Raw genomic sequence first — 14938 nt, 5'->3', positions numbered from 1 at the left:
TTTTTAATCTCTATACGTTTCTTCCATTCAACAATGGTATTTTTATTAATTTCAAATTGTGCAGCTACCGCTCGAATAGAATAACCTTCCTCAAGCTTAGCTAAAATTTTACGTCTAAAATGTTCTGAATAACTCATTGCACCATTGTATTAGTTTTATAATGATTTGACTATACTCAAATCATGATTATGACCATTGAGGAAGGGGTAGAAATGTTATTGCCAGTTTTATTGATTGTGGCTGTGCTGAGCTATCGTAAAGTACTGAACCAGGCACAATAAAAATATAGAAAAAACGATGAAGATGCGCCAGTTGATTGGCGCATTTTGTTTTTGTAGTACTGTATTTCTCAAAATTTGAGGTATTGAAAAATCCTGTCTGGATGCGCTAATTTTCGGTTTTCAAATAACAAGAAAATGATCACTAAAATGAAGATAATTAACAAGGTTAAGCTGAATATTTCGACACAAAAATACAAGTGTTTATGCTATAATTTAGGGCTGTATTTTAGTTTTTAACTCAGTCGTTTGAGTTAATGATTTTGCTAGTTTTACGACATATAAATACAAGCCAAAATTGGCTTGTAGAATAAGGAGTATGCATGAGCGTATCGGAAATTAGACCGATTGCCATTGAGGATGAACTTAAAAGCTCATATCTCGATTATGCGATGAGCGTGATTGTGTCACGTGCATTGCCCGATGTACGAGATGGTTTAAAACCTGTTCATCGTCGTGTGCTTTTCGCAATGCACGAATTAGGCAATGACTATAACAAAGCTTATAAAAAGTCTGCACGTGTAGTCGGTGACGTGATTGGTAAATATCACCCGCATGGTGATTCTGCCGTATACGAAACCATTGTACGTATGGCGCAAGATTTCAGCTTGCGTTACCAATTGGTTGATGGTCAAGGTAACTTCGGTTCGGTCGATGGCGATAGCGCAGCAGCCATGCGTTATACCGAAGTACGTATGCGTAAACTGACCCACGAACTGTTAGCGGATCTTGAAAAAGATACCGTCGAGTGGGAAGACAACTACGATGGCTCTGAGCGTATTCCTCAAGTCATGCCAACCCGTGTACCGAACTTATTGATTAATGGTGTTACCGGTATTGCAGTCGGTATGGCGACCAATATGGCGCCGCATAACATGACTGAAGTGGTGAATGCGTGTCTGGCCTATGCTAATGATCCTCAGATCAGTATCGAAGGGTTGATGGAACATATTTCTGGTCCGGATTTCCCGACAGGCGGTATCATTTACGGTAAATCAGGCATCGTCGATGCATACCGTACCGGTAAGGGCCGTTTGCATATCCGTGGTAAGTACCATTTCGAAGAAGATCCGAAGAATGGCCGTACCACGATTGTCTTCACTGAAATTCCATATCAGGTCAATAAAGCAAAAACCATTGAGCGTATTGCTGAACTGGTCAAAGAGAAAAAACTGGAAGGCATTTCAGAGCTTCGTGACGAGTCTGACAAAGACGGTATGCGTATCGCGATTGACCTGAAGCGCGGTGAAAACGCTGAAGTGATCGTGAACAACCTGTTCCAGAACACGCAACTTGAAAACTCTTTCAGCATCAATATGGTTTGCCTGGACAATGGCCAACCAAAATTGATGAACCTGAAAGACATCATTGCCGCGTTTATCCGTCACCGTCAGGAAGTAGTCACGCGTCGTACCATGTTCGAATTACGCAAAGCGCGTGAACGTGGTCATATCTTGGAAGGTTTAACCGTTGCTCTGGCAAATATTGATGCCATCATCGAAACCATCAAGAGTTCTGCAAATCCGGCTGAAGCGCGTGAGCGTTTGCAGGCAGGTGAGTGGGCAGGTGGCGGTGTTTTGGCCTTGTTGGAAAAAGCCGGTTCAGTTTCTGTGCGTCCGGATGAGATTGAAGGTGAAGACCCAAGTCGCCCGTTTGGTTTGGATGGCGAGATTTATCGTTTGTCACCAACCCAGGTGAATGCAATTATGGAACTTCGCTTGCATCGTTTAACTGGTCTGGAACAAGACAAGTTACATGCTGAATATAGTGAAATCCTGTCACAAATTGCTGAACTGACTGCAATTTTGAATGACTTTAATCTGTTGATGAACGTGATTCGTGAAGAATTGGCATTAATTCTTCAGCAGTATGGCGATGCACGTAAAACGTCGATTGTCGAGTCACGTATCGATTTCTCTCGTGAAGATCTGATTCCTGAAGAGCAAATGGTGCTGACGGTATCGAAATCAGGTTATGCGAAAACTCAACCATTGTCTGACTACGCTGCACAGCGTCGTGGTGGCCGTGGTAAGTCTGCGACCAGCATGAAAGAAGATGATTACATTCAACATCTGATTGTGACGTCAAGTCATGCGACGGTACTTTGCTTTACCAATGTTGGTAAGGTCTATCGTCTGAAAGTCTATGAAGTGCCGCAAGCATCACGTGGTGCGAAAGGTCGCCCAATGGTGAATTTGTTGCCACTGGATGAAAACGAGACCATTACTGCGATCTTGCCTGTGATTGACGCGCCGAAGAAATTCAAAGAACGTCTGGCTGCCTTCAAGGCATTTGTCAAAGCCAATGCAGCGCAGTTGCAAGCCAATGAAGTGATCAATGCTCATTTTGCCGAGCTTGAAGCAGCGCTGACAGAATCTGAAGATGGTGCGGATGATATTTCTGATGCATTGCGTATTCAATTGAAACAGTTGGGCTTGGAGCTTTCTGCAACAGATCTTGATGATGACATCATCAATGACTTTGCTCAGCAGGCTGAAGCGGTACGTAAAAACTTCTATGTGTTTATGGCAACCGAATACGGTACGATTAAACGTGTAGAGCTTGAGCAGTTCTCGAATGTTCGTTCAAACGGTTTACGTGCGATTGAGTTGAATGGTGACGATACCCTCATTGGTGTGGCGATTACTGATGGCGAACAGCAAATCATGTTGTTCTCGAACGAAGGTAAAGCCATTCGCTTCGCTGAGACGGATGTACGTTCAATGGGCCGTTCTGCCAAAGGTGTACGTGGTATGCGCGTGACCATTGGTGCAGCTGCACAGCTAGAAGAAAATGACGAAACTGAGATCGAGTCTGATGACGAAGATGGTTCAGATTCAGCATTGATTAGCCGAATCGTATCACTGGTTGTTGTACCTGAAACTGGCGAAGTACTGTGTGCATCTGAAAACGGTTATGGTAAACGTACTCCAGTAGATGATTTCCCGACCAAGAAACGTGGCGGTAAGGGCGTGATTGCGATCAAGACCTCTGAACGTAACGGTCAATTGGTGGGCGCTGTTGCCATCGATGCTTCTAAAGAACTGATGCTAATCTCTGATGGCGGTACGCTGGTTCGTACCCGTGCATCTGAAGTGGCGCAAACCGGTCGTAACGCACAGGGTGTTCGTCTGATCCGCCTAGGTAATGAGGAATTGCTGGTTGGTGTCGTTTCAATCGAAGCGGTTGAAGAAGATGAGTTTGTTGAAGCGATTGAAGGTGCAGAATCTTTAGTAGCAGAAACAGATGTAGCAGCTGAAACTGAGCAAGTTGCAAAAGATGGTGAAAATTCAGTAGAAGAATAAGTTTTTTACTGATAAAAAGGGCGCTTCGGCGTCCTTTTTTATAAACCTTGACTGCATAAGGGTAAGCGATGAAAACCAAATTAATGTTGTTGGCAGCAGCGGTTGCATTGACTGGCTGTAATTCAATGGACAATATTCCGAATCCGAGTCCTGAACAGGAAAAGGCGGCACAGCTGGCTTATGAGGATTTGCGTGACGGGAAATATGAGGAATTTCTGGATCAGTTAGAACCGCAGTTGCAAACCCAGTTTAAGGATAATGAAAAGCTGATGAAACGCTTTTCACGTTCAATTCCTCAAGGTGAATACAAGTCTAAGACTTTAATGACCAAAGAGATTGAAGAAGCAACCAATCAGCCTGGACAATATAAGGTCAGTTATGAAATTGCCTATCCGGAGAATCTGGTTCAGTATGATGTGAGTTTTGATAAGCCGAATGGTAGCAACAAGATTCGTAATTTCAATATTCAGGTCTTTGGCGAATCAAGTAAATAAGTGGAATAGGCGCATTGCTATAATGTTCTATCTGCTTTGATGACCAGAAATTAAACGTCGATAAGCCAAGAAAAAACACAAGCTGCCGATCATTCCAAGATAGAGCAGTTTAGGCAAGACCAGTGCGGTAGGCACACCCATCTGATTGAGTTGAATAAACATCTGCACAATTTGGGTAGAGGGCAGGATTTCGCCAACGACTTGCATCCAGGTGGGCATGGCAGCATGCGGCCAGGCCGCACCAGATAAAAAGAACAGTGGAATAGAAGTGAATACAATCACATGCCCCGCACGTTCCGGCAGATCCAGAAAACTGGCAAATAGGCAGGTCATGCCAATTATTGTGTAGATAAAAACCGGAACAGCCAGTAGCATCCCGAACAGGTTGCCACCGCGCGGATAATCAAATAGCCAGAAGCTAAAGCCGAATAAATAGAAACATCCCAGACAGCCAATAGTAAAGACCGCTAAACACATCCCAATCAATGCATTTGCGTTTAATTCTACTTTTCTTTCCCGATATACCAAAATCAGCATACTCAAACCCAAAAGAATGGTTTGGTGAATAATTAAAGGTGCAACCGCAGGAAAGACATAGCTGCCATAGCCGGATAGCGGATTAAATAAAGGAATTTGATGCACAGAAAGGGCAGGTGAAAAATCCGAGACCTTGCCAAAGCGTTCAGTATAATCTGCCAAAGTTTGCTCAACTGATGTAGCTAAGCCCAGACCAATTTGTTTGGTCACTAAAAAGTTGGCCGTGCTTAAATACAGTCCAATTCCGCCTGTTTCACCATGCCTTAAGCTTTGCGATAAATTGTCCGGCAGCAGTAAAATGCCATCGGCTTTTTGTGACTCCACCCATTGTTTGGCTTCGGCGAAATTGCCGGTAATTGCCTGAATTTCGACATTGGGGCTTTGTGCCACCTGACCAATAATACGGGTGGTTAAGTTACTTTGTTCTTCATCGACAATAATAATCGGTAAGGCTTCAGCCTGCTGTGCCTGATAAGCGGTTGGATAAAAAAAGCTGTAAAACAAGACGGATAGAATCAGCGTGGTAAAGATCGTGCCGTGACTGACGATATCTTTAAAGCTTTGTAGATAGTAAAACCAAAGGGATTTCATGGTGTTGCTCCTTTGGCGATTTTTTTAAGAAACAGATAAGCCAGCAGAGCGTAGACTAGGGCATAGATCAGCAGCATTAATCCAGCTTGCAGTGAAATATGCAATGGACTACCAATCACCCATTGTTCAGTTTGTAATTTGGCATAGGGCGTGAACGGAATAATATTGGACCAAAACTGGGTGAATAGGGGCGCATTATTTAAAGGTAAAGTCACACCGGCAAAACTTAAAGATGAACCGCCATAGACCGCAATGATGCCAAAAGATTTACTTAAATCTTTGGTCGCCAGAACCACTGCACTGCTTAAAAATGCATAGGCGCTATATAGCAGAAATTGTGCCGATAGAATCAGGCTGAGCGAACCGGCAACAAACCAGCCGCGAATTTCAATCAGCCAGAACATCCAGATCCAGGTCCATAGACTAAAAATAGCCACATAGACCAGGTTCTTAGACAGCAATGCCATCCAGATGGATGAGTTGCTAATCCAGCTTGTTAAGGTCTGCCGCTTCAGTTCCTGACCGACGGAAAATGCCACACAACAACACAGTAGTAAATGCAGAATTGCCGGAATGACATAGGGTTCCAGATAGAATTCATAATTCAGCTGCGGATTATACAGTGGCGATATTTTGATATGCGGTGACGGTGCTTCGAGAGAAGGCAGCCGGTTGCCCAGATATTGCTGTCCGCCAAATTCAGCCAGTGCTTGTAGGGTACTGACCAGCATGGCAGAGGAGATGGTATTTCCGATACTGAAATAACTCTGGTTAAAGGCAATACTGATGTCAGCATCCTGGGCACGAACCAGACGTTGCTCGGCACCGCTTGGAATATGGATATAACCCCAAATTTTATTTTGATTTAACAGGCGCTCAATTTCAGCTGTTTGTTCCGACACCGTAGCAATTTTAAGAGTATGATTCAGCGCCACATGTTGATAAATGCTTTGACTCAGCGCACTCTGGTCTTGATCAATAATCGCAATCGGTAAATGATCCGGTTTCCCTTGAGCAAACATGCTGCTGAATAAAATAATCACCAGTGCAGGTGCGAGCGTGACCAGACACAGATCCCATTTTTCGTTGAGCAGATAGCGCAGTTCGCGCCATATACCCGTCCACATTATCGGGTCTCTTTCAGTTTAAATAACACGCTCATCCCGACTTTGAGTTCAGGAATCGCTGGTGTGGGCACAAGATGCAGCTTAAAACTTCGTACATCATAACCGCCGGTTTGGCGTGTAGTTTTAATGGTGGCAAATTCACCCTCGGCACTGATCTGCTTGATTTTAAAAGTGGCGGTTTTATCTAGGGCAGGAATATAACCTTCAATGCTGCTCATTTTCTGAAATGGGGCATATTGGTCTTCACGAATATTCAGGCTTACCCACATTTGATCTTCAATCAGGCTGACCACAGGGACTGCGGTGGCTACCAGCTCCGAGACTTTTCCATAGGTTTTAGACACCGTTCCGTTTACAGGTGCAACTAATTGGGTTTCTGCCTCTAAAGCATTGGCTTCATCCAGCGCAGCCTGGGCAATATCTACCTGTGCATCGGCAGAACTCTTTTGCTGCGAGGTGCTGCCACGTTTGGCACGTGCGTATTGCTGATACGCCGCTTCAGTCATTTGCGCCGCTGATTGACTGGCTGCAAATAATTCATCACGGCGCTGGCGTGAGATCACACCTTCCTTAAATAAATTTGCACCACGCTCATAAGAAACTTTGGCTAAATTTTGCTGTGCTTTCAGCGATTGCCAGTTGGCATACAGGCTCGCGATATTTTCTTCTTGCGAGCCACGTTCAGCAGTCGATTGTAAGGCCAGCGCAGATTGTAAAGCCGCTGCGGCTTGCTGTTTTTTGGCCTGAATTTCCGGGCTGTTTAAGCGCACCAGTACATCGCCTTTTTTGACCCGCTGACCTTCTTCTACATAAATTTCTTCAATGCGGCTCGGCACTTTGGTCGCCACCTGGACCGTTTCAGCTTCTACACGACCCTGCAATTCCAGCGGAGCCGGTTGGTAGCTTTTCCATAATCCAAATGCGATGACTGCCAGCAGAACTGGAATCAGGGCGAGCAATAAATATTTTTTCTTTTTAGCGATTTCAGCGGGTTGTTCATGCTCTGTCGAAGTCGCTGCGTTATTTTCTATTCCAGTTTTTGTTTCTACCTGTTGTACAGGAGATTTTTCTGTATCGCTGGATGAAGCCGCTTCATTCACAGGATCATTGGATTTTTGATCTTCGTTCATGTTCGGCTCCATTAGCGAATATAGTGAGTGTTGGTATGTTGAATGTAGTTGGGAAATTCTGCAATCGAGCCATGGCTTTGTAATAGGGTGGCCAGTGACATCACATATTTGTAGGCATTCAAGGCAGTTTCGGCTCGTAGTCCACTCAGCACATTTTGTGCATCGATGACCTGTGTGGCGGTGCCCATATCTTCTTTAAAGGACAATTCTTGGATGCGTAAATTTTCCTGTGCGGCTTTCAAGTTTTGTGCCAGAAGCGCATCACTTTGCTGTGCACTGAGTGCTTCGCTATAAGATTTATAAATCAGATTTTCAATTTCCTGCTGGGTGCGTGCAGTAAGCAGTTCTGTAGCAGAGCGTTTGAGTTCGGCAGCCTGAATATTTTTATTTTTATCAATTCCGGAAAATAAGTTATAACGGGCAGCCACCCCGACAATCCAGTTTTCATTTTGATCCAGACTATATTCGCCAAAAGCAAAAACATTCGGTTTTTTCGCTGCTTGCTGGGCTTTGACATTGGCTTGAGCTAATTGAGTATCCAGCTGCATTTTTTGAATCAGCACAGAGTTCTGACTAAAGGTTTTCAGCAGATGATTTAAGGCCTGTGGCTCGGTTTTATTGACAAATAAAGGCGTCGAAAGTTCGGTGATGCTACTTTCCTGAAGCAGATTATTCAGCTGGAACAGGGCAGCATTCAAATTGGCTTGCGTATTTTGCTGGCTGCGCTCGGCATTATTGCGTGCCACTTCAAATTGCATGCGCTGGCCTTTACTGATAAAACCTTGCTGTTCCATCTTTAAGGCATTGCGATAATGCTGTTGCATGGCATTCAGGTTAAATAGTGCTGCTGCATGTAGTTGCTTTTGAAGCTGTACATTAAAATAACTTTGAATCAGTTCAAAACGCTGCGTGTCTTGCTGCTGTTTGTTGCTGAGCTGACTACGACCGACCTGAATATTGGCGATTTCTTTAGCGCTGCTTGTCAGTCCACCGGTATAAAGCGGCATCATGACTGAAACCGTCGGGCGAATCACCTGATCATCCAGCACGACATGCGAACTATCAGGAATTAAGCCCACCCCATTTTGAATAGGTTGTCTTAAACTATTTTTTAGCGGGTCAGCCAGACCCCCTAAGTTCAGTTCATCAATTCTATTATTGACACCATTCGTTAAGGATTGCTCTAAATTATTTTTTAATGCACCTAAAGGCAGATCGAGTTCATTATGAAAGGCATACGCACGAACATTCAGATCGACTCTCGGCAGACCTATACCTTTCACTGCTTCAGCTTCAAGTTTTGAAGCCTGCTCCAGACTTTGATAAGCTTGGCTGCTATAAGAATTTTGCAACAACTGACGTTCAGCGTCCTGAAAGCTGATGCTCTGCGCATGAGCAAAGCTGCCATACATCATCGATGCAAGCAGATTTAAACCCCAGACAAGCTGTCTTTTATTTTTCTTTAAGTTCATAAAGTCGCTAAACTGATTTAAAGCCGGTGATGTTATCCGGCTAGTATAAATCAAAGGTTCGCAGATAGAACTAGTGTAAAGTTATAGTATTGTTTCTTTTACATCTGTATTTCGGTGGTGTTTCAAAAAGTATGCTGGCGTTAAACAAATCCGTTATTAAGGTAAAAGAAAGTCAAATCAAAGGCTTTAAAATGATTTTCGAGCTTTTTAGAAAAGTTGCAACTTCTCCTAAATCCACGCCTGATTCGATGACGAATTCTACAATTGTTACCTTCAATACCGACGGTAAAAAACTTACCGATCACTTGCTTGCAACATTGAAATGCTGTGATAAAACTATCCCAATGATCACTCGCAATTCGAGCATATTGAACCCCAAGCTTTTTAAGTCTAGCTTTAAGACGTTGAACCGTTGCTAAATCCCGCTTACCCCAAACATAAGCAACAATTTCTCCAGATTCTCGATGGTAGGCATAAATAAGCCATTGTTTATTTTTCTTATTCCCTACAAAAGTCCAAAGTTCATCGACTTCAAGACATTCGTAGTGGCTTTGTTTAGGCTGAATCTGATAGATCGATTCACTTAAGGTTCGTAATACCTTGCCAATGCTGATACGCTCGACTTCAGCAATATCTCTAACACCGCTTCCTCTGACCATCAAATGTAATATCTTGCCGGTAATACCTGAGTTACACCCTTGATAGCTTAATGCATGATCACCAATAAACTGACGTTTGCAATCTTTGCACTGATGGTTTTGTTTCCCATCTACTTTGATGCCATTTCTCTTTATATTGTTACTTAGACAGGTAGGACATTTGATTTGTAGCGTTATTTTCATACCTCTATTTTATCAAAAGCCATATTGTTTTTTTCAGCATACTTTTTGAAACACCACCCTGTATTTCAAATACTTATCGGCTGTTTTTGAGAGAATATCCAGAATTAAAAAAAGGCTTAATCTTGAATATTTTCAATTGTGAGTGCAAAGATGATAAAAACAGCAGGTTAAAATACTGGTCAATTTATCTTGTGAATCTACATTGATTTTTTGACTCTATCTTGACTCATAGATTGAAATAATTTTGTGCAAGACCCTGCCAGATATGGTTAAATGCCATCATTTTATTGTGTTTCACTCTGAAAGGAAAAATCATGCGCGCGTACAACTTCTGTGCTGGTCCTGCTGCATTACCGACTGCCGTACTTGAAAAAGCTCAAGCTGAAATGCTTGACTGGCATGGCAAAGGTCTTTCGATCATGGAAATGAGCCACCGTAGTGCCGACTATGTTGCCATGGCTGAAAAAGCGGAAGCAGACCTGCGCAAACTCATGAATATTCCTGAGAACTACAAAGTATTGTTCTTGCAGGGTGGGGCATCACTACAGTTCTCGGCAATTCCATTGAACTTGCTTGGCAAAAACAACAAAGCAGACTATATCGATACCGGCATCTGGTCTGAAAAAGCTTTGAAAGAAGCGCAACGTTATGGCGATATCAATGTTGTAAAAGCAGGTATCCAAATTGATGGAAAATATGCGATCAGTGCCCAAAGCGAATGGAATCTTTCTGATGATGCAGCTTATGTGCATTATGCCGATAATGAAACCATTGGCGGTCTGCAATTTGCTTCAATTCCTGAAACAGATAAGCCATTAGTGTGCGACTATTCATCAAGCATTTTATCTGCACCCTTAGAGGTCTCTAAATTTGGTTTGATCTATGCTGGCGCGCAAAAGAATATCGGGCCTGCTGGCTTAACGCTGGTGATCATTCGTGATGATCTACTTGATCAAGCTAAACCTGAAATTCCAAGCATCTTGAAATATGCAGATCAAGCGAAAAATGGCTCAATGGTCAACACACCATCAACTTATGCATGGTACTTATCTGGTCTGGTATTCGAGTGGTTACTGGAAAATGGTGGCGTAGAGGCCATGCACAAGGTGAACCTTGAAAAAGCTAACTTGCTTTATGGTTATATTGATCAAAGCGATTTCTATGCGAATCCAATCGCAAAAGCAAACCGTTCAATCATGAATGTACCATTTACCTTGGCCAATGCTGATCTTGAGAAACAGTTCCTGAAAGAAGCCGAAGCGCAGCATTTATTGAATCTTGCCGGTCACCGTTCAGTGGGTGGTATGCGCGCAAGTATTTATAATGCTGTGCCTTTAGAAGGCGTGCAGGCATTGGTGAACTTTATGGATGACTTTGCCAAACGCAATGGTTAATTCCTGAAACGAAAAAACCCAGCACAGGCTGGGTTTTTTTTATGAGTACAATAATTTTAGAAAATAAAAGTATGCAGGATGAATCCGCAGATCAGCATCCCCAACATGAAAAAAAGGCAGGACATCATATCAATATTATAGCGGGAGCTAAGATGATGCTCGACCTGTTGTAATGTTTCTTCTTGCACGATTTTCATAGATATTTATTGTCCGATCTATTTATCGTTAATACTAATTTGTTGTGAGTATTTTTATCATAAAAAATTGATTAAATAAAGTACATTTTTAATTAAAGAGGATAAATTTTCATTTTATTTAAATATCAGATTTGCATGACAACAGATTATTTATATGAGAAATCAAACGCTTATTTTTACAAGATTTTTAAGATTATTTTAAATATTTAAAATGAATTTATTTGAATTTAAAAATGTGGATAACTCGGTTTTTAATGAATTTAAATAGATTATTAAGCCAGAAAATATGTATAAAAAATAATCAAAAATTAAAATGACAAATAAGAAGATAGATGGATTAAAAGAAGATACCCATCAAAATGAATATCTTCTTTATATGTTTGAACTTAGGCCGCTTTTCTATAAATATTGGCCTGAATCCACAAGTTGCCACGGATATACTGACCAATCTGGAAGTTTTTGTACTGGTCATTCCGCGTTGCAATCCGGATCAAGGTCGCAGGCTGGCCTTCGTCATGAATCAGGGTGACATCATACAGGGTGTAGTCCTGATCCATAAATTGCATGGTGGTTTTACCGACAATATTGCCCTGAAACCAGGCTTCATCTTCCTGACCCATGGTTTCGCCGTATAGGTAGGCCACCATTTTAGAAAAATCTACAGTGACAGGTTCTTTATCTTCTTCAGACTGCGGCTGCCAGGCATCAATCTGTTCCTGCAAATTGTCCGGAGCTACACCGTTATTGGCAGCCAGAATATCATTCAAGGCACGGTGGTGCTTGATCGAAGCCGGATCATCGACCACCAGATGTTCATGATCTGCAACCGCTTCAAGTTCATAGGCCCAGCCATTCAGATTCACCACATAGGACTGGTCTTTTTCATAATGCGGGTGATTGACGCTATACAGGCTATCGAAAGCGTAAATAATATTGTTAGCACCCAGATTCAGGCGCAATACAGCCTGAGTATTGGATTTACAGCTAATAATCCGGTCAATCGTGGCTTTCACCTGATAAGGACTGTCAAAGCATGGAAATGCAGTTTTTACCGCTTGAGGTTTGTTGTTTTCGACGGCAATCACCTGACTCAACTGTACCGCAGCTTTGCTCGGTCCCTGAATCAGCCAGGTCTCTGCATCCATATCACATTCTTGTGTACAAAGGCCCATCGGCATAATTGGTTCATCAAGAGCTTTGCCTAACCACCGTGGTACATCTGTGCCAGGGTTGTCGGTGAGCAAGGTCCAGTGTTCGACATGACTACCGAAATTTTGATCATCAATGGTGATGATCTCTGGGCTATTCTGATTTTTCATATGCACAATTGATCTTGGATGATGTATTTATAGTTAATCGAGGGTCATTGCGATTTTTCAAGTCAATCGAATGAATTTTAAAATTAAAATGCCAGTCAAATGAAGTCAATTTTTTTCTCGTGTGAATCACGCCAGTTTTACCAGGCACATACTTTTTAAAATAAAGAGGGCAGATGCAATGAAAATGGAGCGATTTAATCATCAACCTGATCGTCTCAATTTGCTAGAATAACCATGATTAATACCTTAATGGGAAGCCCTGTGTTGCCATTCAAACTTTGGGTCGATGCCGATGCATTGCCCCGTATGCTGCGAGATGTGATTATTCGTGCTTCGGATCGCTATCAGCTGGAAGTCACTTTTGTCGCCAATCAACCAGTCGGAATAACTCCTTCGGTCAGAATTAATTCAATTCAGGTGATGAGTGGGGCGGATGCTGCAGATAAAGAAATTATTCTGCGCATGAAAGAGCATGATATTGTCATGACCCAAGATATTCCCTTGGCTGCGGAAGTGATTGAAAAAGGCGGAATTGCGATTCATCCCCGTGGTGAAATTTATACTACGGCCAATGTCAAAGCGCGCTTACATCTGCGCGATTTTATGGACAGCTTACGCGGTGCAGGCGTGCAAACGGGCGGTCCGCCACCGATTTCAGAACGGGATAAACGCGAATTTTCCAGCGCACTCGATCAGACCATCCAAAAACAAAAACGTAAAACTTCTGCGCTTTAAGCCTTATTCAGAGTGACTCGCATGCCCACACAAACCAATATGATTGCCACCTATCTTTTATTGGTTTTTATCTGGGCGACGACACCGCTGGCGATTGTCTGGAGTGTGACGGATTTGCATCCGCTCTGGGCTTTGGCATTGCGTTTCTTTTTGGCTTTGCCTTTTGCATTTGCCTTGTTGTGGCTATTTAAAACCCGTTTTCCCTTAGATAAATTATCCATGCACAGTTATTTGGCTGGCGCATGCAGTTTTATCGGCTCACAGATTTTCACTTATCTGGCCACGGATTATTTGAGTTCAGGCATTATTGCCCTAATGTTCGGTCTGGCACCGATTATTACCGGATTGATTGGCCGTTTTGTATTTCAGCTCAAGCTGTATCCTTCGCAGTGGGGAGGTATGGCGATTGCGCTGCTGGGGCTGGGCATTATCTGTGTGGGTGGTAAAGACCAGCATGTTCAGCCGATTGGCATAGGCCTGATGTTGCTCAGTGTTTTTATTTACTGTGTTTCGATGTTCTGGGTGAAAAAAGTCAATGCACCTTTAGAACCCATGGCGCAAGCTGCGGGTTCTATTGCAGTTTCAGCGGTCATGGCCTGTGCCATGTTGCCGTTTATCTGGCAATTTGCACCGACCCAGATTCCGCAGGCTAAATCGCTGATTGGACTCAGTTATGCTGTAATCATGGCTTCCCTGATTGCGATGTTCTGTTATTTTAAACTGGTGCAGAAAATCAAGGCGACCACTTTGTCATTGACCACCGTATTGACGCCGATGCTGGCCTTATTTGTCGGGGTGATTCTGAATGATGAAAAATTATCGGGTGGAGCAGTCTTTGGCGTCGTTATCTTACTGGCTGGTTTGTTGTTATATTTTTCCAGAGAAATTAAAGCGAGCTATAACGCTCGCCTTTCATCACCCAGCAGCACTGACTAAAGCAGTAATTTAAACAAAGTGAGCCTTGACGCATTCACCCAGTTTGACACGGTCTTGGGGATGCATGGTAATAAAATATGCACCAGTCCGATATTTGCCATTTTCTTCTTCGCGACTGTAGGCCACCTGAGCGGTTGCTGCAATATGGAAGAAATTTTCCGGATGACTCAAAGTCACGTGCAGATAGGTGCCTTCAGCGATAGGGCGCTCATTAAAGAAACTAAAACCGGTTTCTGAAAAGTTCACTTGCTCTGGTACAGGTAACATGCTTTGTACAATTGCGTCATACAAAGAACCGGTAATAAGGTTTAACTTTTGATTAAATAAGGATAAGATTCGAGCAATTTGTTGATCTTTTTCAGATAATTGTTCTAATTCGTAGTTAACCGCATGATCAAATTGATCTAGTTCTGCAAGTAGTAGAAAATAGCGGGGCAACACGAAGTTAGGATCGTAAGGATCATTCAAGGCAACATCATCGGAAATAATCTGATAATTAATTCGTAAGGCAGCATCGATTCGAGACATGACGCGTCTTTCCGTAAATCCGTTTGGATGCTGTACATTTTCCATAATTTATT

The 14938-nt window shown here is 42.8% G+C and carries 14 protein-coding genes; 6 read left to right on the top strand and 8 right to left on the bottom strand.

The genetic code is table 11. The features are described 5' to 3' along the window. A partial coding sequence (locus F890_RS18030) for a transposase (protein WP_005265830.1) occupies nucleotides 1-137 on the bottom strand: 137 nt, incomplete at its 3' end. A 464-nt stretch (nucleotides 138-601) separates the two neighbouring features. Between F890_RS18030 and gyrA the strand changes: the two genes are divergently transcribed. Together gyrA and F890_RS04470 are read left to right on the top strand one after the other, a co-directional pair. Beyond that, a complete protein-coding gene (gene gyrA, locus F890_RS04475) occupies nucleotides 602-3583 on the top strand; it encodes a DNA gyrase subunit A (RefSeq protein ID WP_004280489.1) in 2982 nt (993 codons plus the stop codon). Between the two features lie 68 nt (nucleotides 3584-3651). Next, nucleotides 3652-4077, top strand: a complete 426-nt coding sequence (locus F890_RS04470; protein WP_004280487.1) for a hypothetical protein — start codon at nucleotides 3652-3654, stop codon at nucleotides 4075-4077. A gap of 27 nt (nucleotides 4078-4104) precedes the next feature. Here the strand turns inward: F890_RS04470 and F890_RS04465 are convergent, their stop codons facing one another. The 5 genes from F890_RS04465 to F890_RS04445 all read right to left on the bottom strand — a co-directional run bounded on the left by F890_RS04465 (nucleotide 4105) and on the right by F890_RS04445 (nucleotide 9776). Next, nucleotides 4105-5205, bottom strand: a complete 1101-nt coding sequence (locus F890_RS04465; RefSeq protein ID WP_005265829.1) for an ABC transporter permease — start codon at nucleotides 5203-5205, stop codon at nucleotides 4105-4107. Further along, a complete protein-coding gene (locus F890_RS04460) occupies nucleotides 5202-6332 on the bottom strand; it encodes an ABC transporter permease (RefSeq protein WP_005265828.1) in 1131 nt (376 codons plus the stop codon). Before F890_RS04460 ends, F890_RS04465 begins: the two co-directional genes overlap by 4 nt. Beyond that, nucleotides 6332-7462, bottom strand: a complete 1131-nt coding sequence (locus F890_RS04455) for an HlyD family secretion protein (protein ID WP_005265827.1) — start codon at nucleotides 7460-7462, stop codon at nucleotides 6332-6334. Before F890_RS04455 ends, F890_RS04460 begins: the two co-directional genes overlap by 1 nt. Nucleotides 7463-7473: 11 nt before the next feature. Continuing rightward, the gene (locus F890_RS04450; protein ID WP_005265826.1) at nucleotides 7474-8934 is read right to left on the bottom strand and encodes a TolC family protein; all 1461 of its coding nucleotides are present in this window, start codon (nucleotides 8932-8934) and stop codon (nucleotides 7474-7476) included. A 140-nt stretch (nucleotides 8935-9074) separates the two neighbouring features. Next, nucleotides 9075-9776, bottom strand: coding sequence for an IS1 family transposase (locus F890_RS04445; protein ID WP_004282345.1), 702 nt, complete (start codon nucleotides 9774-9776; stop codon nucleotides 9075-9077). Between the two features lie 314 nt (nucleotides 9777-10090). Here F890_RS04445 and serC point away from each other — a divergent pair, with 314 nt between their 5' ends. After that, complete coding sequence (gene serC, locus F890_RS04440) at nucleotides 10091-11170, top strand: 3-phosphoserine/phosphohydroxythreonine transaminase (protein ID WP_005265825.1); 1080 nt, start codon at nucleotides 10091-10093, stop codon at nucleotides 11168-11170. A gap of 41 nt (nucleotides 11171-11211) precedes the next feature. Next, nucleotides 11212-11343 (top strand): hypothetical protein, encoded by a 132-nt coding sequence (locus tag F890_RS19210; protein WP_017397656.1) that lies wholly within the window; start codon nucleotides 11212-11214, stop codon nucleotides 11341-11343. A gap of 410 nt (nucleotides 11344-11753) precedes the next feature. On the opposite strand, the gene F890_RS04435 is transcribed toward F890_RS19210, so the two are convergent. Next, a complete protein-coding gene (locus tag F890_RS04435) occupies nucleotides 11754-12686 on the bottom strand; it encodes a hypothetical protein (RefSeq protein ID WP_004279143.1) in 933 nt (310 codons plus the stop codon). 249 nt (nucleotides 12687-12935) lie between these two features. Here F890_RS04435 and F890_RS04430 point away from each other — a divergent pair, with 249 nt between their 5' ends. Then, nucleotides 12936-13421 (top strand): YaiI/YqxD family protein, encoded by a 486-nt coding sequence (locus F890_RS04430; protein ID WP_171054293.1) that lies wholly within the window; start codon nucleotides 12936-12938, stop codon nucleotides 13419-13421. 21 nt (nucleotides 13422-13442) lie between these two features. Further along, on the top strand, nucleotides 13443-14357 hold the full coding sequence (locus tag F890_RS04425; protein ID WP_004279141.1) for a DMT family transporter: 915 nt from the start codon (nucleotides 13443-13445) through the stop codon (nucleotides 14355-14357). A gap of 9 nt (nucleotides 14358-14366) precedes the next feature. Here F890_RS04425 and F890_RS04420 read toward each other — a convergent pair whose 3' ends face one another. After that, nucleotides 14367-14930, bottom strand: a complete 564-nt coding sequence (locus F890_RS04420) for a PilZ domain-containing protein (RefSeq protein ID WP_004279140.1) — start codon at nucleotides 14928-14930, stop codon at nucleotides 14367-14369. Nucleotides 14931-14938 lie beyond the last annotated feature (8 nt).

Source organism: Acinetobacter sp. CIP 64.7 (assembly GCF_000369745.1).
GTDB lineage: Bacteria > Pseudomonadota > Gammaproteobacteria > Pseudomonadales > Moraxellaceae > Acinetobacter > Acinetobacter fasciculus.
The sequence above is the reverse complement of the archived record's forward strand: the minus strand, read 5'-3'. Positions and strand labels throughout refer to the sequence as shown.